This window comes from Burkholderia sp. Bp8992 (genome assembly GCF_003853705.1).
GTDB lineage: Bacteria > Pseudomonadota > Gammaproteobacteria > Burkholderiales > Burkholderiaceae > Burkholderia.
Genome location: NZ_QTQI01000008.1, coordinates 154,924 through 176,030 on the forward strand (window position 1 = coordinate 154,924; position 21,107 = coordinate 176,030).

22 protein-coding genes are annotated in these 21,107 nt (G+C 67.0%); 6 read left to right on the forward strand and 16 right to left on the reverse strand.

Features of this window, described 5'->3' with window-relative positions; genetic code table 11:
- Window positions 1–159 precede the first annotated feature (159 nt).
- The 5 genes from DIE03_RS14625 to DIE03_RS14645 all read left to right on the forward strand — a co-directional run bounded on the left by DIE03_RS14625 (window position 160) and on the right by DIE03_RS14645 (window position 3,570).
- On the forward strand, window positions 160–774 hold the full coding sequence (locus DIE03_RS14625) for a LysE family translocator (RefSeq protein ID WP_124451414.1): 615 nt from the start codon (window positions 160–162) through the stop codon (window positions 772–774).
- Window positions 775–1,320: 546 nt separating this feature from the next.
- Window positions 1,321–1,692 carry a DUF6697 family protein gene (locus DIE03_RS14630; RefSeq protein ID WP_124451416.1) on the forward strand — a complete coding sequence of 124 codons (372 nt, stop codon included), beginning with the start codon at window positions 1,321–1,323 and terminating at the stop codon, window positions 1,690–1,692.
- 63 nt (window positions 1,693–1,755) lie between these two features.
- Window positions 1,756–1,974, forward strand: coding sequence for a hypothetical protein (locus tag DIE03_RS14635; protein ID WP_260434886.1), 219 nt, complete (start codon window positions 1,756–1,758; stop codon window positions 1,972–1,974).
- 132 nt (window positions 1,975–2,106) lie between these two features.
- Window positions 2,107–2,628, forward strand: coding sequence for a PTS sugar transporter subunit IIA (locus DIE03_RS14640; RefSeq protein WP_124451418.1), 522 nt, complete (start codon window positions 2,107–2,109; stop codon window positions 2,626–2,628).
- A gap of 48 nt (window positions 2,629–2,676) precedes the next feature.
- Window positions 2,677–3,570, forward strand: coding sequence for an acetylglutamate kinase (locus tag DIE03_RS14645; RefSeq protein WP_124451420.1), 894 nt, complete (start codon window positions 2,677–2,679; stop codon window positions 3,568–3,570).
- Window positions 3,571–3,633: 63 nt separating this feature from the next.
- Here DIE03_RS14645 and DIE03_RS14650 read toward each other — a convergent pair whose 3' ends face one another.
- The 15 genes from DIE03_RS14650 to fabI all read right to left on the reverse strand — a co-directional run bounded on the left by DIE03_RS14650 (window position 3,634) and on the right by fabI (window position 19,235).
- A complete protein-coding gene (locus DIE03_RS14650; protein WP_124451422.1) occupies window positions 3,634–5,643 on the reverse strand; it encodes a family 2A encapsulin nanocompartment cargo protein cysteine desulfurase in 2,010 nt (669 codons plus the stop codon).
- Window positions 5,618–6,550 carry a family 2A encapsulin nanocompartment shell protein gene (locus DIE03_RS14655; RefSeq protein WP_006479760.1) on the reverse strand — a complete coding sequence of 311 codons (933 nt, stop codon included), beginning with the start codon at window positions 6,548–6,550 and terminating at the stop codon, window positions 5,618–5,620. The genes DIE03_RS14650 and DIE03_RS14655 overlap by 26 nt, the downstream gene beginning before the upstream one ends.
- Window positions 6,551–6,686: 136 nt before the next feature.
- Window positions 6,687–6,908: a helix-turn-helix domain-containing protein gene (locus tag DIE03_RS14660; RefSeq protein ID WP_011356215.1), complete on the reverse strand. Its 222-nt coding sequence runs from the start codon at window positions 6,906–6,908 to the stop codon at window positions 6,687–6,689.
- A gap of 8 nt (window positions 6,909–6,916) precedes the next feature.
- Window positions 6,917–7,858: a serine O-acetyltransferase EpsC gene (gene epsC / locus DIE03_RS14665; RefSeq protein ID WP_124451424.1), complete on the reverse strand. Its 942-nt coding sequence runs from the start codon at window positions 7,856–7,858 to the stop codon at window positions 6,917–6,919.
- Between the two features lie 29 nt (window positions 7,859–7,887).
- Window positions 7,888–8,358, reverse strand: a complete 471-nt coding sequence (locus DIE03_RS14670; RefSeq protein WP_124451426.1) for a rhodanese-like domain-containing protein — start codon at window positions 8,356–8,358, stop codon at window positions 7,888–7,890.
- 378 nt (window positions 8,359–8,736) lie between these two features.
- Complete coding sequence (locus tag DIE03_RS14675; protein WP_124451428.1) at window positions 8,737–10,137, reverse strand: amidase family protein; 1,401 nt, start codon at window positions 10,135–10,137, stop codon at window positions 8,737–8,739.
- Between the two features lie 76 nt (window positions 10,138–10,213).
- Window positions 10,214–11,005 (reverse strand): alpha/beta fold hydrolase, encoded by a 792-nt coding sequence (locus DIE03_RS14680; protein WP_124451430.1) that lies wholly within the window; start codon window positions 11,003–11,005, stop codon window positions 10,214–10,216.
- A gap of 89 nt (window positions 11,006–11,094) precedes the next feature.
- Complete coding sequence (locus DIE03_RS14685) at window positions 11,095–11,442, reverse strand: DUF4148 domain-containing protein (RefSeq protein WP_124451432.1); 348 nt, start codon at window positions 11,440–11,442, stop codon at window positions 11,095–11,097.
- 279 nt (window positions 11,443–11,721) lie between these two features.
- Entirely contained in the window at window positions 11,722–12,264 is a 543-nt protein-coding gene (locus DIE03_RS14690) for a cytochrome P460 family protein (protein ID WP_124451434.1), read from the reverse strand.
- Window positions 12,264–13,307: an alpha/beta fold hydrolase gene (locus tag DIE03_RS14695; RefSeq protein WP_124451436.1), complete on the reverse strand. Its 1,044-nt coding sequence runs from the start codon at window positions 13,305–13,307 to the stop codon at window positions 12,264–12,266. Before DIE03_RS14695 ends, DIE03_RS14690 begins: the two co-directional genes overlap by 1 nt.
- Before the next feature lie 279 nt (window positions 13,308–13,586).
- Window positions 13,587–13,841: an RNA-binding protein gene (locus DIE03_RS38270; protein WP_185658158.1), complete on the reverse strand. Its 255-nt coding sequence runs from the start codon at window positions 13,839–13,841 to the stop codon at window positions 13,587–13,589.
- A 33-nt stretch (window positions 13,842–13,874) separates the two neighbouring features.
- On the reverse strand, window positions 13,875–15,053 hold the full coding sequence (locus DIE03_RS14705; RefSeq protein ID WP_124451440.1) for an acetate/propionate family kinase: 1,179 nt from the start codon (window positions 15,051–15,053) through the stop codon (window positions 13,875–13,877).
- Between the two features lie 4 nt (window positions 15,054–15,057).
- Window positions 15,058–15,996 (reverse strand): phosphate acetyltransferase, encoded by a 939-nt coding sequence (locus tag DIE03_RS14710; RefSeq protein WP_124451442.1) that lies wholly within the window; start codon window positions 15,994–15,996, stop codon window positions 15,058–15,060.
- 19 nt (window positions 15,997–16,015) lie between these two features.
- Window positions 16,016–18,364 carry a DUF3141 domain-containing protein gene (locus DIE03_RS14715; RefSeq protein WP_124451445.1) on the reverse strand — a complete coding sequence of 783 codons (2,349 nt, stop codon included), beginning with the start codon at window positions 18,362–18,364 and terminating at the stop codon, window positions 16,016–16,018.
- A 61-nt stretch (window positions 18,365–18,425) separates the two neighbouring features.
- Window positions 18,426–19,235, reverse strand: coding sequence for an enoyl-ACP reductase FabI (gene fabI / locus DIE03_RS14720; RefSeq protein WP_124451447.1), 810 nt, complete (start codon window positions 19,233–19,235; stop codon window positions 18,426–18,428).
- A gap of 82 nt (window positions 19,236–19,317) precedes the next feature.
- Here fabI and DIE03_RS14725 point away from each other — a divergent pair, with 82 nt between their 5' ends.
- Window positions 19,318–19,512: a hypothetical protein gene (locus DIE03_RS14725; protein ID WP_124451449.1), complete on the forward strand. Its 195-nt coding sequence runs from the start codon at window positions 19,318–19,320 to the stop codon at window positions 19,510–19,512.
- A 72-nt stretch (window positions 19,513–19,584) separates the two neighbouring features.
- On the opposite strand, the gene DIE03_RS14730 is transcribed toward DIE03_RS14725, so the two are convergent.
- Window positions 19,585–21,066 carry an efflux transporter outer membrane subunit gene (locus tag DIE03_RS14730; RefSeq protein WP_124451451.1) on the reverse strand — a complete coding sequence of 494 codons (1,482 nt, stop codon included), beginning with the start codon at window positions 21,064–21,066 and terminating at the stop codon, window positions 19,585–19,587.
- Between the last annotated feature and the right edge of the window lie 41 nt (window positions 21,067–21,107).

Sequence of the window (21,107 nt, forward strand, 5' to 3'; positions counted from 1 at the left end):
GCGCGTCGGTTCGCCGGCGTGCGTACGGTCTCCTGCAGGAACAGGGAACGCGTGGCGACGGAAGTCGTCACGCGTTTTTCTTTGGGATCGACCGTATGCGGGGCCGTTACCGCGCTCGGGTAAGATGAAAGCCCGTCCACCCGCGCCGCCGGCCACGCCATGTCAACCACCCTCAACACCTTGCTTCCGCTCGCCGGCGTCCTGCTGCTGAGCGTTGCCAGCCCGGGCCCGAACTTCGTGATCGTCACGGCGACCGCCGTCGTGTCGCGCCGCGCGGGCGTGATGACGGGGCTCGGCCTCGCTGCCGCGTCCGGCACCTGGGCCGCGATCGCGATCGCCGGGTTGAGCCTGCTCGTGACGCACGTCGCATGGGTCCACACCGCGCTGCGGCTCGCAGGCGCTGCGTACCTGATCTGGCTCGGCCTGAAAATGATCGTGACCGCACGCAAGCCGCTGCCCGTTTCCGCGCCGGCTGCTGCGTCCGACTGGAACGCAGCGAAAAAGGGCTACGTCGTCAGCATGACGAACCCGAAATCCGTCGCGTTCTACGGCAGTATCTTCGCGCTGATGGTGCCAGCCCATGCGCCGGCGTGGCTCGATCTCGTGGTCGTCGTACTGTCGGTCTCGATCTCGGCCGCGTGGTATTGCGCGATGGCGCTGCTCGCGTCGCATCCTTCCGTGCGTGGGTTGCTGGTCCGGCGCAAGGCCGTGCTCGATACGACGGCCGGCCTGCTGCTGATGGGGGTGGGCGGTCGGATGCTGGCCGGACGTTGATCCGCCGCACGCCCCCGCTTCCGTCGAATCCTCTCCGCTCGTCGTCAAACCAGCCGTGCAAACCATTGTCGACGACGGAGGATCGTCGTGAGGCAGCGGTGCTACACGTTCCGGTGCCCACCCCGCCGCACCAGCGCGCATCCCTGGCAGTGCACGTAACGGGCCATTCGCACGCCTTTACGACCTTTTTACTTGCGCCCGCGAATACGTTCACTAGAATGGGTTCGCCATCCACCACCGAGCACGCGACATGCGCATCCGAAGTCCTCGTCCTCCGAGTTGCTTCTCTGCCTGACGGGCAGGACGCCTGCGTCTCGCTTTCCCCGAGCCACCGTCCTGCCACCTGGCGGACGGTGCGCGCCGTAGTCATTCCCGTGCATGCCTGAACACGATGTCGATGCGCCCATCGCGCATCGCAACGCGTGTGCTGGATCGTGTGCACGCGGCACATCCCGTGTAACGACGCATCATCGACCCGCCGATCCAATCCATTTATTTTGCATACCTGATTTCATTCACGGAAATTTCCGATACCGGAGCCCGGTCATGTTCGAGATCGACAAGCAGTACACACGCGAATTCATCCACAGCGCCTGCGGCGGGAGCAAGCAGGGATTCCTGCCGACGAAGAACGGCAAGGTCGTGGCCGCCTGCCTGCGCACGGACCTCAACCCGCACGCACCCGACGTGATCCTCTGCGACGGCAGCGCGTCTGCGCGCTCGGCCGGCAGGACGCTCGCCGCGCAACGCGATGCGATTCCGGTATTCATCAGGATGGCAACCGATGCCTACCGCTTCGTCGGCCGGTACGTCGTCAGCGAATCGCTCACGGCACCGCTCGACTGCGCACCTTACGTGCGCAACAGCGGCTTCACGGCCGCGCAGATCTCGCGCGTGCTCAAGCTCAAACGCACCTGACACGCTTGCACGGCACGGCGCGCGCCGTGCCGTGCCGTGGTCCTCTTTCATACAGGAGCAATCATGCTTGGCCTGACGTTCTGGAAACATGTGATCGGTGCGCGAACCGATGCAAACCGCGACAACAGGACGATCGCGCACGACCGGCACCGCCGGGTGTCGAGAACGCTCGTATTGACCAGCGCCGCGGTGGCATTCGCGGCGATCGCGTTCGGTGCGCCGGTCGTCGGCATTTCGGTCTTTCTGCTGACGACACTGCCGTTCGTGCTGTCGGGTACCTGAGGGCACACGTGTCGGGCCCGGTTCCATCGACGATCGATACGAAATTTTAATACCGGGCCCCCGTGTCTCTGACACCGTCTTTACGCGGCTTTGTCTAGGATTTCCCTGTCATCCCGACACGGAGAGATCCGCATGCAAACGCAGCAGGCCGCCGTCGGCGGCCAACCCGACCTTCCCCACCAACGCGGCGGCACACCGTTCGCGACCCGGCTGGCCGACGCCTGTCCGCCCGAGCACATCCTGCTCGACGTGCCGGTGGAAAGCGCGATCCAGTTGTTCGATCTCGTCGCGCGCCATATCGAGCGCAGCAGCAGGGTGCCTGCGGAACGGATCCGGACCGAACTCGTCAAGCGCGAGCAGCTCGGCTCGACCGGCCTCGGCCAGGGCGTCGCGATTCCGCATGCGCGGGTCGACGGGCTCGACACGGCCGTCGCACTGTTCGTTCGCGCGCTATACCCGTTCGCGTTCAATGCGCCGGACCGCAAGCCCGTGCACGAATTCATCGTGCTGGTCCTGCCGCAAGCGGACGACCGCGCGCATCTCGAACTGCTCGCCGACGCGGCGCGGTGCTTCAGCGAACGTCCGTTCCGGCAGGCGTCGCGCGATGCGCGCACGCCCGACGAGATTCACCGGCTGATGCAACGTACGCACTGACGCCGCACCGCGCGGCGACAGGCACTCCCTTCACTCTTTCGGATTCCCATGTTCCCAGACCCTGAAAGTCCCACTCTCACGTCGCGGCGCGTCGCCGGCCTGGCCCGCTCGCTGCCGTTCATGCAGGCGCTGCACGGCCAGACCGTCGTCATCGTCGACGGCGGCGCCGCGAACGATGCGCGCACCCGCGCCACCTTCGCGCAGGATGTCGCACTGCTCGCACTCACCGGCGTTCGTCCGATCGTCGTCCAGGCCGGGCCGGCCGCGACCGATACGCAATCGGTTCACACCGCGCACGCCGCGATGGCCGCCGTCAATCACGAACTGGTGCGCCTGATCGGCAGTCACGGTGCCAAGGCGATCGGCATCGACGGTCACGACGGCGGCCTGCTGGTCGCCAGCGCGGAACCCGACCGCACCCGCACGAGCGCGGTCGCACGATTCGACGGCGCCGCGCTGAATGCATTTCTGGAAAACGGACTGGTGCCCGTCGTGATGCCGGTCGCACCGGACGACGCGGGCCACGACCATCTGCTGCGCCCGGAACGCGTCGGCAGCCTGTTGGCGCAACGCACGGGCGCCGTCACGCTGGTGATGATGGTCGACAGCACATTGCTGCACGAACTCGGCGAGCTTGCAGGGTTGTACGGCATCACGGAACTCGAGCAATGGCTTGCCGAACATCCGGCCGCCGATGCGGCGCCTTGCGTGCGGGAAGCGCTCGATGCGCTCGCGCACGGCGTACAGAACGTCCACCTCGCCGATCTCGGGCAACCCGAATCGCTGATCGACGAACTGCTGACGGAGGAAGGATCCGGCGTGGTGTTCTGCCGGCGCGGCAACACCGACCTGCTGTCGGAAACGCGCCGCTACTTCGCCGATTCCGCGTGCGTGCTGCGCGACGGATTCAGCGTCGAGAAGAAGCCGGTCGTGCGGTTCTGACCGGGTAGCAGGAAAACGCTTGCGGCGACCCGCGAGGGCCGCCGCAAGCGGACAACATCGCCATCAACGCCGCGTGGCGAGCCGCTTCACGACACGCACCAGCGCATCGACTTCGTCACACGTGTTGTAGAACGCGAGCGACGGCCGCACCGTGGCCTCGAGCCCGAAGCGCCGCAAGATCGGCTGCGCGCAGTGATGCCCCGAGCGCACCGCGATGCCCTCTTCGTTCAGCGCCTGCCCGACTTCCTCGGTTTCATAGCCCTTCAGCACGAACGACAGCACGCTCGCCTTGTCGCGCGCGGTGCCGACGAGCCGCACGCCCGGCACCGGCGCGAGTACGCTCGTTGCATACGCAAGCAGATCGTGCTCGTAGCGCGCGATGTTCTCGATGCCGACGCGGTTCACGTAGTCGAGCGCGGCGCCGAGCCCCACGGCATCCGCAATGTTGCCGGTGCCGGCTTCGAAGCGGTTCGGCGGCGGCTGGAACACCGTGCGCTCGAACGTCACGTCCGCGATCATGTTGCCGCCGCCCTGCCAGGGCGGCATGTCGTCGAGGATCGCGCGCTTGCCGTACACGACGCCGATCCCGGTCGGCCCGTAGATCTTGTGCCCGGAGAACACGAAGAAATCCGCATCGAGCGCCTGCACGTCGACGCGCATGTGCGAGATCGACTGCGCACCGTCGACGAGCGCCTTCGCGCCCGCGCGATGCGCGAGATCGACGATCTCCTTCACCGGCACGACCGTGCCGAGCGCATTCGACACCTGCGTGACCGACACGATCTTCGTGCGGTCGTTCAGCAGCTTCCGGTATTCGTCGAGCAAAACCTGCCCCGAATCGTCGACCGGAATCACGCGCAGCTTCGCGCCTTTGAGCGCAGCAAGCTGCTGCCACGGCACGATGTTCGCGTGATGCTCGAGATTCGACACGATGATCTCGTCGCCTTCGCCGACGTTCTGCACGCCCCACGACTTCGCGATCAGGTTGATCGCCTCGGTCGTGCCGCGCACGAACACGATCTCGTCCGGCGACGATGCGCCGATGAAGCGCTGCACCGTTTCCCGTGCATGCTCGTACGCATCCGTCGCGCGGCCGGCCAACGCGTGCGCCGCGCGGTGAATGTTCGAGTTCTCGTGCGCATAGAAATACGCGAGACGATCGATCACGGCCTGCGGCTTGTGCGTCGTCGCCGCGTTGTCGAACCAGACGAGCTGCTTGCCGTTCACGCGCTCCTGCAGGATCGGGAAATCGCGGCGGATCGCATTGACGTCGAACGGCGGGTGCGCGCCGCGATACAGCTGGCCTTGCGGCTCGGCTGCGTGCGTGGCGTGCGAGTCGTCGATGAAGTAACGCGGCACGTCGGCGCCGGATGCGCGCGACACCGGCACGTCGCGATGCACGGCGAGCAGTTCGCGCAGCGCATCGTCGCCCGGCAGCCCGAACGCTTCCGGCGATGCCAGCCCGTTCGACGGCACGACGATGTCCTGCGGCGTCGCCTGCCAGCCTTGCAGCGAACCGTCGGTGAAGTAGTACGGCGACGCCTTCGCCGCGCTTTCCGGTGCCGGCGCATTCACCTGCGGCACGCCGAGCGCCGCGCCGCCGACACGCGGTTCGAGCGCGGGCGCGATCGACACGGCGTTGTCGGGCAGCCCGTTCTGCGCGGCCGCATGCGGCGCGAGCGCGGGTGCGCGGTTGCCGAGCGACAGCACGTGCGTCGGCGCGGACGGCGCGAGGTTCGCGCCGGGCACCTTGCCCTGCGGCAGCGCGAGCCCCGGCACGCCGGTACCCGCGCCGCCCGGGCCCGCGAGCGGCGAACCGCCCGGCACCGGGTTACTCACCGACGCGAGGATCGGCGCGGCCGCCGGCAATGCCGACGGCACGCCGCCGACCGCGCCGCTGCCGGCCGACAGCCCGGGCGCGGTGGCCTGCCCGGGCGGCGTCGCGAAGAACTCGGACGCGAGCCGCGCGAGCGTCGCCGGGTCCGGCAACCCTGCCGGCAGCGGCGCGTGCGGCAGCGCGTGCGCGTCGCCGCCGGCCAGGCCGGGATTAACGGTAGGTGTCGGGATAGTCATGGAACTTGGCGATTTCGACGTCATCGAGGACAGCCAGCGCATCCGGCGAATGGACCGCGAGCGAGCAATACAGCGAGATCAGGTACGACGCGATCGCCTGGTTGTTGATCCCCATGAAGCGCACCGACAGGCCCGGCCCCTGCTCGCCCGCGACGCCCGGCTGATACAGGCCGACGACGCCCTGGCGCTTGTCGCCGACGCGCAGCAGCAGGATCTTGGTCTTGCCGTCCGCAACGGGCACCTTGTCCGACGGAATCAGCGGAATGCCGCGCCACGTGAGGAACTGCGAGCCGAACAGGCTGACCGTCGGCGGCGGCACGCCGCGCCGCGTGCACTCGCGGCCGAACGCGGCGATCGCGAGCGGATGCGTGAGGAAGAATGCCGGCTCCTTCCACACCTTCGTCAGCAGTTCGTCGAGATCGTCCGGCGTCGGTGCGCCCGTCAGCGGGAAGATCCGCTGTTCGTCGGTCACGTTCGCGAGCAAGCCGTAGTCGGGGTTGTTGATCAGCTGGCTTTCCTGCAGCTCCTTGATCGTCTCGATCGTCAGGCGCAGCTGTTCCTTGATCTGGTCATGAGGACTGCTGTACAGGTCGGAGATCCGCGTATGCACGTCGAGCACCGTGCTGACCGCATTCAGGAAGTACTCGCGCGGCTGTTCCTCGTACGGCACGAAGGTCTGCGGCAGCACGCTTTCGTCCTCGAGCTGCGTGCACGCGGCGCGCACGGCTTCCGGGTTCTTCACCTGGTTCAGCCGATAGATGCCGGCCTCGACCGGCACCCACTGCAGCAGATGGGTCAGCCAGCGCGGCGTGATCGTGGAAAGCTGGGGGACGGTCTTGGTAGCGTTCGCTAGTTGGCGGGCGGCGTGATCGCTCAGCGCGGCCGTGCCGCTTGCAACGGTCGACATGTGTGGCTCCGGGTTCTTAAGATGAAAAACGGGATTGCTTATGACGCTGGGTGATTATCGGAAGCACGCGCCTGCCGGCTCAACATGCTATAGCCGTCAGGTCATGCAACCGAAAGGGAAATGTCGCGAAGCGGCCTCAGGTGACGTACGCGCCCGGCAGCAGCGTCGAGATCGACACGTCGAAAGCGCGCGCGATCTTGTCGGCCGTGACGATCGACGCGATCGCCTCGCCGCGCTCGATCTCGCCGACATACGAGCGGTTCAGCCCCGCATGCTCGGCCAGCTGCTCCTGCGACCACGTGCGCGCTTCGCGCAGCTTGCGCACGTTGGCGCCGAAGTGATGGATGAGGTCGCTCATCGCGCCTCCTAGGCGACGCGCGCCGCTGCACGCGGCACGGCGTTCGCTTCGCTGCGCAGCACGGCCTGCGTGACGTTTTCGCCGGCCGGCACGTCCTGCGTGAGCCACACGTTGCCGCCGATCACCGCGCCGCGCCCGATCGTCACGCGGCCGAGGATCGTTGCGCCCGCATAGATCACGACGTCGTCCTCGACGATCGGATGGCGTGCGAGCCCTTTCTCCAGATGGCCGGCCGCATCGCGCGGGAAGCGCTTCGCGCCGAGCGTGACGGCCTGGTACACGCGCACGCGCTCGCCGATGATCGCCGTCTCGCCGATCACGACGCCCGTGCCGTGGTCGATGAAGAAACCCGCGCCGATGCGTGCGCCCGGATGAATGTCGATGCCCGTTTCCGCATGCGCCTGCTCGGCGATGATCCGCGCGAGCAACGGCAGCCCGAGCCCGTACAGCTCGTGCGCGAGCCGGTGGTGGATCATCGCGAGGATGCCCGGGTAGCACAGCAGCACCTCGTCGACGCTGCCGGCCGCCGGATCGCCGTGGAACGCGGCCAGCACGTCGCTGTCGAGCAGCCGGCGGATCTCGGGCAACCGCGCGGCGAAGGCCTGCACGGCTTTCGACGCGACTTCGTCGAGGTTGTCGGGCGGCGGCCCGTCGGCATTACGCTGGCGCGCCGCATAGCGCAACTCGAGCGTCACTTGCGTGAGCAGCGCATTCAGCGCCGCGTCGAGCGCATGGGCCACGTGGAAGTTCTCGCTCTCCTGCCGCAAATCGGGCGGCCCGAGACGCATCGGGAACAGCACGCCCTTCAGCGCGCCGATGATCTGCGCAAGCGCCTCGCGCGCCGGCAGGTCGCGCCCGCCCGGTTCGAGCGAGCGCCGCTGCTTCTCGCGCCATGCGCGGCGCACCGTCTGCAGCGATTGAACGATGTCGTCGATGTCGAATGCGGCCATGCTGCTGTTCTCCCCGTAACGGCCGTGAATCAGTCCTGCGCCCACGGCAGGCCGCGGAAGCGCCAACCGTTCTGGCCACCGCGATGCTGCCGCTCGTCGAGGTCGCCCTCGAACCCTTCGAGCACGTTGAATACTTGCGTGAAACCGCCCTTCGTCGCGGCCTCGGCCGCCTGTGCCGAGCGGTTGCCGCTGCGGCACAGCAACAGCACGACGGCCTCCTTGCCGGTCTTCGCTTCCAGCTCGCGCACGAAGCGCGGATTGCGCGTCAGGCTCGTGCCGGTCGCCCACGGTACGTGCAGCGACTCCGGCACGTGGCCGACGAATTTCCGTTCTTCCGCCGTGCGTACGTCCACCAGCAATGCGTCTCCCGCCGAGAACAGCGCCCACGCGGCTTCCGGCGCAACGCCGCCCGCATAAGGCGTACCGGCCTCCGCTGCCGCCGCGCGCGCGTCTTCAAGCGCCTGCTGTGCAGCGGTTCGTTCTTGCAGTTCAACCGTCATGACACTTCCTTGTTTTCGTAGATTCGTATGAACAAAAACACCGGGAATGCGGCTGTTGCAGCTTGCGTGCTGTCTATAGCCGTCAGCACCACTATGCGAGTGCGGTCGGGGAAGCTGAACCAATAAAAATTCATTTCCTAATCAGCGCCGCGGGGAATGCAATAGCAGACGCGCGCTATTGGGGCGCGGTCGCTGGCGGGTGGGAAAGGCGGGAGGGGGCCGTTCGATGGCATGCATCGAAGGGAGTTGAAAGGAAAGGGGGCGAGATGATCAACCCGGCGCGAGCCGCGTTGCCATGGAATCCGAAATGGAATGTCCAGGCAGGCATGGGCAGGCGCGAATGGCGCGTGCATCGCCGATGCACACGCCGTCAGCCCGTCACGGCACCGGATCGACCGGCACGATCGGCACGCCACGCGCCTCGATATCGCGCCCTGCGAGCAGACACAGATCCTCGCGATGATGCGTGGCCACCACCTGCACGCCCACCGGCGTGCCGTTCGCGAGCGACGTCGTGACAGCCAGCCCCGGCAGCCCCATCGCGGGCAGCGCGCGCAACGTGAGCTGCGCTTCCCACACGCGGTCGAAGCCGTCCAGCCCTTGACGGTCGAGATCATCGGCGAACGGCAATTCCGATGAAACGGGCAGCAGCAACACCGGATACTCGTCGAGAAACAGTCGCCATTGCCGCGTCAGCGTCGTGCGCCGAACGAGCGCGCGGCTGATCACGTCGGCCGGCAGGTCGCGCACCTTCCCGCGCACGGCGGCAATCACCGCGGCCGCACCCGGATCGCCATCCTGCTCGACCGCATTCGCCAACGCATCGAACCCGTCACCGAGCCACAGTTGTTCCTGCAACAGCGCGGCCTCCCGCATCGGCGGCGTATCGTCGACCTCGTCGACGGTCCAGCCTGCATCGACCAGCCGGCGCGCGGCGTCGCGCAACGCGGCCTCGACTTCGGGCACGACCTCCAGGCCGCGCGGGCGCACGCACAGCGCCGCGCGCTTCGGCACCTCGCGGCCGTCGAACGGCACGGCCGCGTTCCATGGATCGCGCGGATCCGGCGCAGCGAACGCGCGCAGCGCGAGCGACAGATCGTCGATCGTGCGCGCGATCGGCCCCGCCGTCGACATCAGCTGCGCACCGATCGCGCGCTCGGGCGACGACGCATTGAACGCCGGCACGCGGCCGAGCGACGGCCGGATCCCGTGCACGCCGCACGCATAAGCCGGGTAACGCACCGAGCCGCCGATGTCCGTACCGACCGCAAGCGGGCCGATCCCGGCAGCTACTGCGGCGGCCGCACCGCCACTCGATCCGCCCGGCGTCAGCGACGCGTTGCGCGGATTGCGCGTGCGGCCGTGCACGCGATTCGACGTGAACCAGCGCAATGCGAACGCCGGCGAATTGGTACGGCCGAGCAGGACCCCGCCGGCCTTCCGGATGTTGGCGACCACCGGGCTGTCGGCGTGCGCAATCAGGTTTTCCTGCAGGCGGGTGCCGTTGGTCGTCGCGAATCCTGCCTGATCGATGTTGATCTTCACGGTGACGGGCACGCCCGCGAGCGGCCCCGGATCGTCGCCGCGCGCGATCGCGCGATCGACTTCGTCGGCCTGCCGCCGCACGTCGTCGGGGCGGTGTTCGACCACTGCATTGATCGCCGGATTCACCGCATCGAGACGATCGAGCACGGCGTCCGCCACGTCGCGCGCAGACACGTCACGCTGACGCACGCGTTTCGCGAGTTCGGTTGCCGACAGTTGCCAGAGTTCGGTCATGACTTCTCCTGGTGGAAAGGCATCACAAACGCTCACGGCGCCGCGCTTCCTCGCGAAGCCACGGCACCGCATTCACTCACTGCGTATCCTGCTTCGCGCGTTCGGCCGCCGCGATGATCGCGTCGGCCACGGCCTTCGGCTGGCTCAGCATCGCGACATGGCTGCTGTTCACGCGAGCAACCGTCGCGCCAATCCGCTTCGCCATCGCTTCCTGCAGCTTCGGGTCGATCATCTTGTCCTGCGTCGCGACGACGAACGTCGACGGCTTCGCGTGCCACGCGGCCTGCGTGACCTTCTCCGAGATGCAACCGCCATACCACGGCCCCTGGGTCGCCGCAACGAGGCGCTGCTGCGCAGGCGGCAGGTCCGGCGCGAAATCCTGCGCGATCGCCTTGTCCGACAGGCGCGTGAAACCGCCCGCGTCCTTGCGCAGTTCACCGGCCCAGGCCGGCGCGGGCAGCCCTTGCGTGACGTCGGCGATCGACTGGCCGTTGTCGGGCGCGAACGCCGCGACGTACACGAGCGACTTCACCTTGTCGTCGTTGCCCGCATCGCTGATCACGACGCCGGCCCACGAATGGCCGACCAGCACGACCGGCCCCTTCTGCTCGTCGATCGTGCGCTTCGTCGCGGCAGCATCGTCGGCGAGCGAGCTCAGCGGATTTTGCACCGACACCACGTGCAGCCCGCGCGCCTCGAGCAGCGGAATCACGCGGTTCCAGCTCGACCCGTCGGCGAACGCGCCGTGCACGAGCACGACGTTCGTGCCCTTCAGGTCCTCCTTCGGCGCGGCCTGCGCCGCGGCTGCACCGAACAGTCCGCCGATCACCACGGCGGATACCAGGACGCGTTTCATCAAACCGGCCATCATCATGCTCCTTTCTTTATCGTGTCGTTGAAGTGAAGTGTTGCCTGGGCGGCCGCGCCTGCATGCGGCAGGCGCGGCGCGGCATGGAATCACGAATGCGCGTACAGGTCGTCGGCGGCGTTGCGTGCGGCGCGCGATTGCGCGGCATCGCGATGGCCGGCCGGCGTCGACGCATCGGCCACGTTGTCGCCTTGCGACTTCGACGGGCCGTTCTGGTCGGAACGCGCAACTTGCTCGGCGGCCGCGACGGCGTTCTGCGCGGCGGCGATATCGTCCGGGTAATGCGCTTCGCTGCCGGCCGGGCTGTAGCCGGCCTTCTCGAGACGGACGAGTTCTGCGCGCACGTCGGCACGCGTGAGGCCGTGACCGGTATCGGCGAACGACAACGCGGGAGCGACGGCGAGGACGGCAACGGCGAGGATTCGAGCGGCTTTCATGACAGTTCTCCTGGAAGGAAGTTGGGGTATCGATCACCTGGCATCCGGTGCGAACGTCTGGCACCGAACGTTTGCTGCATGTCGACAGTAGAACCCGCCCACGTATCCGGCATGTTTCCGGAACCGGTGCTTTCTGCATGCCAGTTTTTCAGGAACGGCCGCAGATACAGTGCGATACAAACCCGCTTGCCGATGCGTTTCGCCACACCCCACGCACCATGAAAAAAGGCGTGCCTCGCAAGGCACGCCTTTCCTTCCACTTCACATGGCCCTCGCGCGTCAGGGCGCGAGCCGCGTGAACACGTAGTCGTGGTTCTTCACGCGCGCCTGGTGACACGCAAAACACGTCTGATGCTGGCCGATATCGGCCGGCACGCCGTTGATGAAACGCCCGAAGCCCCAGCCGCCCGTCGCTGCATAGCGGCGCGAGTCCTTCACCATCACCTGCACGGTCGTCGCCTGGCCGGGCACCGTCGCCGGCGCGAACTCGTCGGACTGCTTGCGTTTGTACGCGAGCTTCACGAGGATCGTGCCGTCCGGGAACGGCAGCGTTGCCTGTTCGAGCGCGCGAATCGCAACGGGGTTGCCGAGCACCACGCGCAATTCATCCAGCGGCACGGCTTCCTCGGCCGGCGCGACCATTTCCCACTTCCGGTAGCCGGGCGGGATCGTCACGCCGTAGATCGGCGATGCGGCTGCAGCCGGCTTCGGCTGCTCCGCAAACGCGGCCGGGCCGCTGGCCGACAACGCGCCGCCCAGCAACACGCCTGCGACGAGCGCACGGCGCGCACCGCGCCGCCACACCCCCATGCGTGCCCGCATCACAGATGCTCCACTTGCAGGATCGCGTCGGCGAACGCCTGCGGCGCTTCCTGCGGCAGGTTGTGGCCAATGCCGCCGGAGATCGTCCGGTGCTGGTACTTGCCCGTGAACTTCTTCGCATACGCGGCCGGTTCCGGATGCGGCGCGCCGTTCGCGTCGCCTTCCATCGTGATCGTCGGCACGGTGATCGCGGGCCCGGCCGCCAGGCGCCGCTCGATGTCGTCGTACTGCGCCTCGCCCTTCGCGAGCCCGAGGCGCCAGCGATAGTTGTGGATCACGACGGCCACGTGATCGGGGTTCTGGAACGACGCGGCCGAGCGCGCATAGGTTTCGTCGGAGAACTGCCACTTCGGCGACGCGAGCTGCCAGATCAGCTTGTTGAACGCATCGCGGTTCGCGGCGTAGCCGAGTTCGCCGCGCTCGGTCGTGAAGTAGAACTGATACCACCACTGGAATTCGGCCTGCGGCGGCAGCGGCTTGGCGTTTGCCGCCTGGCTGCCGATCAGGTAGCCGCTCACCGACACCAGCGCCTTCACGCGCTGCGGCCACAGCGCCGCGATGATGTCGGCCGTGCGTGCGCCCCAGTCGTAGCCGCCGAACACGGCGCTGTCGATCTTCAGCGCATCCATCAGCGCGACGATGTCGACGGCCGTCACGGCCTGCTGGCCGTTGCGCACCGTGTCGGCCGAGCGGAACGTCGTCGAGCCGTAGCCGCGCAGGTACGGCACGATCACGCGATAGCCGGCCTTGACGAGCAGCGGCGCGACTTCCGCGTAGCTATGGATGTCGTACGGCCAGCCGTGCAGCAGGAACACGACGGGGCCTTTCTTCGGGCCGAGATCGGCATACCCGACGTTGAGCACGCCCGCGTCGATCTGGTGGATCGTGCCCAGCGACGCGACGCCGGCCGCGCGCTTCGCAGTCGAGGCATCGGGGGCCGACTGCGCATGCGCGAGCGCGCTGAACCCACGGTCGGCAAGGCTCAGGCTCGCCAGCGTCGAGCCCAGGATCAGGCGGCGGCGGGTATTCACGGTATCAGGCATGACTCGTTCTCCAGTGTCGATCGCTAAGGAAGGGGCCCGCGCACGTGCGGGCAGTCCGGTTTCGCCGTTCGCAGCGGCGGCGCATGGCACCGCGCCGCCGTGTGAATCGCTTCACCGGATTTATATCCGAACCATCTGGAGGCTTTGTATCCCAACGTATCCAGGTGCGAACACGACACACGGCGATTCAAAAATCGTGCGGGAAACGCGTATCGGCGGTGGGCCGCATGACGGTCGGCCCGCAATCGACGTTCGAACCACACCGACGCGCGAATCCGTTCACGCCTTCCGATCCGGCAGGATATGCGCACGAATCGATCGCCCCCGCCACGAAATGTGGTCGATCCGCGCGCGCAGCGTGTAGAGCCCCACCGACGACAGCGTACTGAACCTGAGCAGCGCGATGGGGTCGCCGATCCCGGCCGGCACGCGTTCGATCGAATCGAACAGCGGGAATCCATGCCGCGTCAGGAACGCGCCGACCTCGTCGTCGCGTGCGTGTTCTTCGACATTGACCAGCAACAGTTCGGCCATGACGGCTCCTTTCGTTGTGTGTTCGTCCGTCCGTCAGCGGATCAACCGGCGCGTATGGTGCGCGATCATCAGTTCTTCGTTGGTCGGGATCACCCACGCCGGTACGCGGCTCGACGCCGTCGTGACGAGCGGCCCGCCCGTGCTGTTCGCTTCGACGTCGATCTCGACGCCGAGCCACGCCGCACGGCGCATCACGCCTTCGCGAATCGCCTGCGCATGCTCGCCGATCCCCGCCGTGAAGACGATGGCGTCGATGCCCTCCATGGCGGCGGCAAGCGACCCGAGTTCGCGCGCGATGCGGTAGACGTACAGCTCGATCGCGAAGCGCGCATGCGGATCGTCGCTCGCGAGCAAGGTCCGCATGTCGCTCGAGATGCCGGATACGCCGAGCAGTCCGGCGCGCCGATAAAGCAGATCCTCGACCGCGCGCACGTCCATCCCGAGTTGTTCCATCAGGAAGAGCACGACGCCCGGATCCAGGTTGCCGCACCGCGTGCCCATCGGCAGTCCGTCGACCGCCGTGAACCCCATCGTGCTCGCGACGCTCTTGCCTGCAACGAGCGCACACATGCTCGCGCCGTTGCCGAGATGCGCGACGACCGTGCGCCCGCGCGCCGCCCGTGGCGCGACGTCGGGCAGCACGCTCGCGATGTACTCGTACGAGAGCCCGTGGAAACCGTAGCGGCGCACACCCTGGCTGGTGATCGACTCGGGCAGCGCGAACGCCTGGGACACCGCGGGCTGCGTGCAGTGGAACGCCGTGTCGAAGCAGGCGACCTGCTCGATACCGGGCTGCACCGCTTCGAGGATCCGAATCGGCGTGAGGTTGTGCGGTTGATGCAACGGCGCGAGCGGCGTGAGCTTTTCCAGCTCGGCCACGATCTCGGGCGTGACGCGCACCGGGCCGCTGAAGCGCTGCCCGCCATGCACGACACGATGGCCCACCGCCGCGAGCCGGTGCCCTTCCTGGTGGGCCTCCAGGAACGCGGCGATCTGCGCGAGCCCCTCTTGATGGCCGAACGTGTCGCCGCCGGCCCATTGCTGCTCGTGACGCTCCGCGTGATGGTCGACGGCGCTGAAGTGCGCGGTGGCCGTATAGAGACCATCGACCTGACCGTGCACGATCAGCCCGAGCGTATCGCGCTGCACGTCGAACGCGGAAAACTTGATGCTCGACGAGCCGGCATTCAGCACCAGGATCACGTCTGCCATGGCGTCACCCCGCGCGGCTGGCCGCTTCACGCTGGCCGTTCGCGACAAGCATCGCGACCGCGCATGAAGCGAGCCGGGTAATCAACGAATCGGCACGACTCGTCAGGATGATCGGCACGCGCGCGCCGAGCACGATCCCGGCCGCGTCCGCGCCGGCCAGGAAAGACAGGCTCTTGGCGAGCATGTTGCCCGCTTCGAGGTCCGGCACCATCAGCACGTTCGCGTGCCCGGCCACCGGCGAATCGATCTGCTTGATGCGTGCGGCCTCGGGATCGATCGCGTTGTCGAGCGCGAGCGGGCCGTCGACGAGCGCGCCGGTAATCTGCCGCCGATCCACCATCTTGCACAGCGCGGCGGCTTCGAGCGTCGACGGCACTTTCGGGTTGACCGTCTCCATGGCGGAGAGAATCGCCACGTAGACCTGCGGAAATGCCAGCGCATGTGCCAGATCGATCGCGTTCTGCAGGATGTCGGCTTTTTCCTCGAGCGTCGGCGCGATATTGATCGCCGCGTCGGTCACGATCAGCGGATCGGCATGCGCGGGCACGTCCATCACGAAGCAATGGCTGATGCGCCGGCCGGTGCGCAATCCGGCATCGTGCCGCACCACTTCGGCCATGAGCTCGTCGGTGTGCAGGCTGCCCTTCATCAGCGCGGAAGCCCGGCCATCGCGGACGAGCCGCACCGCGGCCGCCGCCGATGCCTCGCTGTACGGCGCATCGACGATCTCGTGATCGCTGATCGACAGCCCGAACCCCGCGGCGGTCGCTTCGATCCGTGCACGCGGGCCGACCAGGATCGGTTCGATCAGCCGCTTGCGCGCCGCCTCCAGCGCCCCCTCGAGCGAGCTTCGATCGCACGGGTGGACGACGGCAGTCGGCATCGGCGCCAGCGCCTCGCAGTGTTCGATGAGACGGCGGTATTTCTCGTGTCTGGTTTCCATCGCGGTTCCTTGCTGTCCGTCACTGCACACGATCGAGTGCTGCTACCGGCCCCGTGGCCGGCCGTATTGCAGGAGGCGCACCCAGCACCGCGCGGATCCGTTGCAGGGCCGCCCACTGTGGCTCGCTCACCGACGCGCTTTGCACGCGCGGATCGCCCAGCAGCTTGTCCAGCAGCGTCAGCAGCCGCAGGCGATCCTCCGGCCGGGCCAGCAGCGCCGGCAGCGTGGCGACGGCCTGGTGCGGCGCGTAGGTCGCGATGAGCTCCTGCTCGCCATAGATGCGGCGCCACTGGTCGGGCGGCAGGTCCGGCAGATACTCGGCGTAGGCTTCGGCGAGTTCACGCTCGGTCGCGAGCTGCGCCAGCGGAAGCGGTTCGCCGCTACGTTCGAGCAGGAATGCCGCGCGCGCCACCGCCTCGGTGTAGCCACCCTGGTCGATCGATGCGAGCGCATCCTTCACGAACGGCAGGTCGCGAGGGTCCGTCACGACCGGCGAAGCCGCGTGACGATCGTGATACTGCTCCGCGAAATGAAGCATGAACGGCTGCGTGTACAGCGAGAAGAACAGCGACTCGGTACTTGCATCGCGGATCGCGCGGAAAAAATCGAGCGACGCGCTGACGATGTCCGAGCCGCGGCGTTCGAGCTTGCGCCACGGCTCGATATCGTCGGCCGGCTGACGCTGGGCCTTGACCGTGTCGGCAGCCGGCTTCAGCCAGCCAAGCCAGGGATTCAGGTCCGAAAACGCCCAGCGCTGAAAGCGCAGCGGATGAAAATCGCGCAACAGGCGGGCCGTGGTTTCGTTCGACGCCTGCTGCACGAACGGCTGCAAGAACAGTTCATAGGCGCGCTGCGTGAATTCGGACAGCTCGGCGACGGCCTCGAACGCCTGTTCGTCCTTGCGCCCGAAGCGGTTGAAGTGCTGCGCGATCTCTTCGAGACGGTGCTCGGCGAAGGTGACGTCGTAGGCGACCTTCCCGTCGGCGCCTTTCACCTCCTCGATCGACATCGCATAGAGGCCGGGTGGCAGCGTCTCGACCGCATCCAGCACGCTGACGATCTGTGCGTGCTCCTTCTTGGCGACCTTGCCCGACACGAAGATGCCGAGATGCCCCACGTCCTCTTCCATCAACCCGATGATGACCTGCCCGCGCAACTTGATCTCCTCGGTGCTGCCGTAGATGTCCGCGACCCAGTTGAATGCCTGCTGCGGCGGCGTGATGTTGTCGCCCATCGACGCGAACAGGATGATCGGCGAGCGGATCTCGCGCAGGTCGAACGCCTTGCCCGTGCCGTCGCGCACCTCGCCGGACCAGAGCTTGTTGCCGATGAACAGGTTGCGCGTGATCCATTCGATCTCCTCGCGGTTCATCAGGTAGTAACCGCCCCACCAGCGCTCGAACTCGAGGAAGCGCGGCGGCTCGGTGTCGATGTTGTCGTACACGTGGTAATACTTGTCCCACAACGTGTTCGCCGGGTTCAGGTTCTCGAAGTTCTGCACGAGATAGGCGCCGTCGAACTTGCCGTTGCCCAGGTCCGACGCGAGCGATGCGAGCCAGGTACCGCCGAGCAGGCCGCCGGCATAGCGCATCGGATTGTCGCCGGGCCCCTCGCTCCACGCACCGCTCCAGTACGACATCGGGGCGCCGTTGATCACGATCGGGCCCGTATCGTCCGCCGACGAGCTCGCGAGCATCATCGCGGCCCAGCCGCCCTGGCAGTTGCCGACGATCGCCGGCTTGAGGCTGTCCGGATGCAGTTCCCGCACCTTCCGGACGAACGCCTGTTCCGCCGCACACACGTCGAGCAACGTCTGGCCGGGCTCGGGCTCCTGGAAAAACACGACGAAGTACACGGGATGGCCCGCGCGCAACGCCACACCCACTTGCGAATCGTCCTTGAAGCCGCCGATGCCGGGGCCGTGCCCCGCGCGCGGATCGATGATCAGGTAAGGCCGCTTCGCGGCATCGACGATCACGCCGTCCGGCGGCTGGATGTGAACGAGCGCGTAATTGACGGGCTGCGCGAACTGCCGGCCGTCGAGCACGACCTCGTAGTCGAAATGCAGCACCGGCTTGAGCCCCCGGGCCGTGCGCTCGACGTATTGCGTGCCGCGCTCGCGCAGCGTGTCCCAGAACAGCAGCGAGCGCTGCACGGCGTCGACCGCGTAATGCCATGCGCTCAGCGGCGAGAAAGGCGTGCCGACGAGAGCGGCACCCGGGTCGCGACTGTCGCGATCGCTGCCGTCGAGTGCTTCGCCCAGCCGCTTCCCGTACTGTTCGATCGCGTGCTGCGTGCGCTTTTGCAGCACATGGACAATCTCCGCGGCGATCTCGTGACTGCGCGCCAGTTGCGTGGCAGCATCCATAACACTGTTCTCCAGAGGGGCAAGGTGAATCTCGACGCATTCCGGGAGCGGCCGCCTCGCGTCAGCCGAGCATGTGCATCCCCGCGTCGATGTAGTGAACGCCGCCGGTCATCGCGCGGGCGGCGTCGCTGGCAAGAAAGGTGCACAACGCGCCGACATCGTCGATGTCGAGCGGCCGGCGCAATGGCGCACGCCGGGCGGTGTCGTCGAGCAGGCGATCGAAGTTCGGCAGCCCGGAGGCCGCCCGCGTGGGCAATGCGCCGGGCGAGACCGCATGCACGCGAATGCCTGCCGGCCCAAGCTCGACGGCCAGGTAGCGAACGGCGGCTTCCAGCGCCGCCTTGACCGGCCCCATCACGCCGTACTCGGCGATCACCTGGTCGGCGCCGATGTAGGTCATCGCCATCAGGCTGCCGCCGGAGGTCATCAACGGCTCGGCAAGTTTCGCCATCCTGATGAACGAATGGCAGGAGGTGTCCATCGCGAGCGCGAACCCTTCCGGCGAACTGTCGACAACCCGCGCGTGCAGATCGGCCCTGGGTGCATAAGCAACGGCATGCAGCAGGAAATCGAGGCTGCCCCACTGCTCGCCGATCGTGTCGAAGACCTCGCGCATCTGGTCGGCGCGACTCACGTCGACGGGCATCGCAATCGCCGGCTCCAGTTGTTCCAGCAGCGGCTCGACGTACGGCAACGCGCGGTCGGATTGCCAGGTCACGGCCAGCTCGGCACCCGCGGCGCGAAAGGCGCGCGCGCATCCCCAGGCGATACTCTGCTCGTTCGCCAGTCCGACGACGATTCCCCTCTTGCCTTCAAGCAACCGCGTGCCATTGCAAGACACACGCGACTCGCGCACGTCGTTGTTCGTCATCGCGAAACCTCGGGTCGTATTTTTGAATTGGTCTTTCCGTCGCGAATCATTGTATTGAGGGTTTAATTACGCCCGATCATTCATGCGACATATTTTGATTTTTATCAAAATCGCTTTTGAATCAGATAATTACGGCGAAATGTTTCAACGCGGGATGGCGCATTTCATCGATATGTCATTCAATCGTGTGCGAAAGCGCGTGGTGCTTCCGCAGACAGCGATCATTCATGTCACCGCTGTTTTCGCCGTAAAACAGAAACGAACGCAAGCCGCCTGACTGCGCGGGCCTGCGTTCGTCGATGTCATGCCTCCGGCTGGTTGCGTCCGGGCCGCGCCCGGACATCCCCGGCTATCTGAATGCGATCGGCTGATCTGCCGGACGCGGCATCTCGCCACGATGCTGGATCCATCCGCCCCCTAGCGCACGGTACAGGTCGACCAGGTTCGTCCAGCGCGCCAGACGCGCATTGATCAGCGACTGCTGCGCCGCGTACAGGTCGGTTTGTGCGGTCAACACCGACAGGTAGCTGTCGGCACCGCTCTTGTAGCGCAGGTCCGACAGGTCGAAACGTCGCTGCTGCGCGTGCTCGTTGCGCTCGAGCGCCGCGATCTGCTGGTCGTACGTGCCGCGTGCGGCGAGGCCATCCGCCACTTCGCGGAACGCCGACTGGATCGCCTTCTCGTAGTTGGCGATCTCGATGCGCTTCTGCACGTGCGCGAGATCGAGGTTCGCGATGTTCGAGCCGCCTTCGAAGATCGGCAGCGCGATGTTCGGCGCGAACGACCACGCCGCCGTGCCGGCCTTGAACAGACCGCCCAACGTCGGGCTCGCGGTGCCGAACGCGGCCGTCAGCGAGATCTTCGGGAAGAACGCCGCGCGGGCCGCACCGATGTTCGCGTTCGCGGCCAGCAGCGCCTGCTCGGCCTGCATCACGTCCGGACGACGCGTCAGCAGGTCCGACGGCAAACCGGCCGGCACGTCCGGGAGCAGGTTCTGCGCATCGAGCGACAAGCCCGGCGGCAAGTCTTCCGGCAGCGGTTCGCCGACCAGTTGCACCAGCGCATTCAGCGCCTGTGCGCGTGCACGCGCCTGTGCCTGCTGGTTCGCGAGCGCCGTTTCGACGACCGTCTGCGCCTGACGCAAGTCGAGTTCCGTGCCGGTGCCGTTGTCGAACTGCAGCTTCGTCAGGCCATACGATGCCCGCGCGGTCTTCAGCGTGTTCTCCGTGACCTGCAGCAGATCGTCGGTCGACAGCAGCGTCAGGTATTGATCGGCCACCTGCGACACCAGCGAGATTTCCGATGCCTGCCGTGCGTATGCAGTCGACAGGTATTGTGCAAGCGCCTGGTCCTTCAGGCTCTGCACGCGGCCGAACAGGTCGAGCTCCCACGATGCCGAAAGGCCGACGTCATAGGTGCGCGAGATGATCGCCTGGCTGGTCGGCGAGACACCCTGCGGATAGCGCTGAATGTTTCCCGTCGCCATACCGTCCAGCGTCGGAAACAGTGCCGCGCGCGTGATCTGGTACTGCGCGCGCGCCGCCTCGATATTCAGCACCGCCACACGTAGATCGCGATTGTTCGACAGCGCGATCTCGATCAGCCGCTGCAGGCGCGGATCGGCGAAGAATTCGCGCCAGCCGATGGCGGTCGCCGCCTGGCCGTTCGCGCTGCGCGCACCCGCTGCGGCGCCCGGCTGCGTCGCATAGACGCCGCCGGACGGGTACGCCTGCGCGACGGGTGCGTCGGGCCGCGTGTAGTGCGGCGCCATCGTGCAGCCCGCGGCGAAGAGCGCGGCCGCCGCAACCGCCGCCATGCGAATTCGACTCATGTTGCTCCCGTTGCGCACCGCCGCGGCACGCGTTTCAGATT

Excerpts from the sequence above, each read along its gene's own strand:
- DIE03_RS14625 (WP_124451414.1), top strand. The coding sequence starts at position 160 with ATGTCAACCACCCTCAACACCTTGCTTCCGCTCGCCGGCGTCCTGCTG.
- DIE03_RS14630 (WP_124451416.1), top strand. The coding sequence starts at position 1,321 with ATGTTCGAGATCGACAAGCAGTACACACGCGAATTCATCCACAGCGCC.
- DIE03_RS14635 (WP_260434886.1), top strand. The coding sequence starts at position 1,756 with ATGCTTGGCCTGACGTTCTGGAAACATGTGATCGGTGCGCGAACCGAT.
- DIE03_RS14640 (WP_124451418.1), top strand. The coding sequence starts at position 2,107 with ATGCAAACGCAGCAGGCCGCCGTCGGCGGCCAACCCGACCTTCCCCAC.
- DIE03_RS14645 (WP_124451420.1), top strand. The coding sequence starts at position 2,677 with ATGTTCCCAGACCCTGAAAGTCCCACTCTCACGTCGCGGCGCGTCGCC.
- DIE03_RS14650 (WP_124451422.1), bottom strand. The coding sequence starts at position 5,643 with ATGACTATCCCGACACCTACCGTTAATCCCGGCCTGGCCGGCGGCGAC.
- DIE03_RS14655 (WP_006479760.1), bottom strand. The coding sequence starts at position 6,550 with ATGTCGACCGTTGCAAGCGGCACGGCCGCGCTGAGCGATCACGCCGCC.
- DIE03_RS14660 (WP_011356215.1), bottom strand. The coding sequence starts at position 6,908 with ATGAGCGACCTCATCCATCACTTCGGCGCCAACGTGCGCAAGCTGCGC.
- epsC (WP_124451424.1), bottom strand. The coding sequence starts at position 7,858 with ATGGCCGCATTCGACATCGACGACATCGTTCAATCGCTGCAGACGGTG.
- DIE03_RS14670 (WP_124451426.1), bottom strand. The coding sequence starts at position 8,358 with ATGACGGTTGAACTGCAAGAACGAACCGCTGCACAGCAGGCGCTTGAA.
- DIE03_RS14675 (WP_124451428.1), bottom strand. The coding sequence starts at position 10,137 with ATGACCGAACTCTGGCAACTGTCGGCAACCGAACTCGCGAAACGCGTG.
- DIE03_RS14680 (WP_124451430.1), bottom strand. The coding sequence starts at position 11,005 with ATGGCCGGTTTGATGAAACGCGTCCTGGTATCCGCCGTGGTGATCGGC.
- DIE03_RS14685 (WP_124451432.1), bottom strand. The coding sequence starts at position 11,442 with ATGAAAGCCGCTCGAATCCTCGCCGTTGCCGTCCTCGCCGTCGCTCCC.
- DIE03_RS14690 (WP_124451434.1), bottom strand. The coding sequence starts at position 12,264 with ATGCGGGCACGCATGGGGGTGTGGCGGCGCGGTGCGCGCCGTGCGCTC.
- DIE03_RS14695 (WP_124451436.1), bottom strand. The coding sequence starts at position 13,307 with ATGCCTGATACCGTGAATACCCGCCGCCGCCTGATCCTGGGCTCGACG.
- DIE03_RS38270 (WP_185658158.1), bottom strand. The coding sequence starts at position 13,841 with ATGGCCGAACTGTTGCTGGTCAATGTCGAAGAACACGCACGCGACGAC.
- DIE03_RS14705 (WP_124451440.1), bottom strand. The coding sequence starts at position 15,053 with ATGGCAGACGTGATCCTGGTGCTGAATGCCGGCTCGTCGAGCATCAAG.
- DIE03_RS14710 (WP_124451442.1), bottom strand. The coding sequence starts at position 15,996 with ATGGAAACCAGACACGAGAAATACCGCCGTCTCATCGAACACTGCGAG.
- DIE03_RS14715 (WP_124451445.1), bottom strand. The coding sequence starts at position 18,364 with ATGGATGCTGCCACGCAACTGGCGCGCAGTCACGAGATCGCCGCGGAG.
- fabI (WP_124451447.1), bottom strand. The coding sequence starts at position 19,235 with ATGACGAACAACGACGTGCGCGAGTCGCGTGTGTCTTGCAATGGCACG.
- DIE03_RS14725 (WP_124451449.1), top strand. The coding sequence starts at position 19,318 with ATGCGACATATTTTGATTTTTATCAAAATCGCTTTTGAATCAGATAAT.
- DIE03_RS14730 (WP_124451451.1), bottom strand. The coding sequence starts at position 21,066 with ATGAGTCGAATTCGCATGGCGGCGGTTGCGGCGGCCGCGCTCTTCGCC.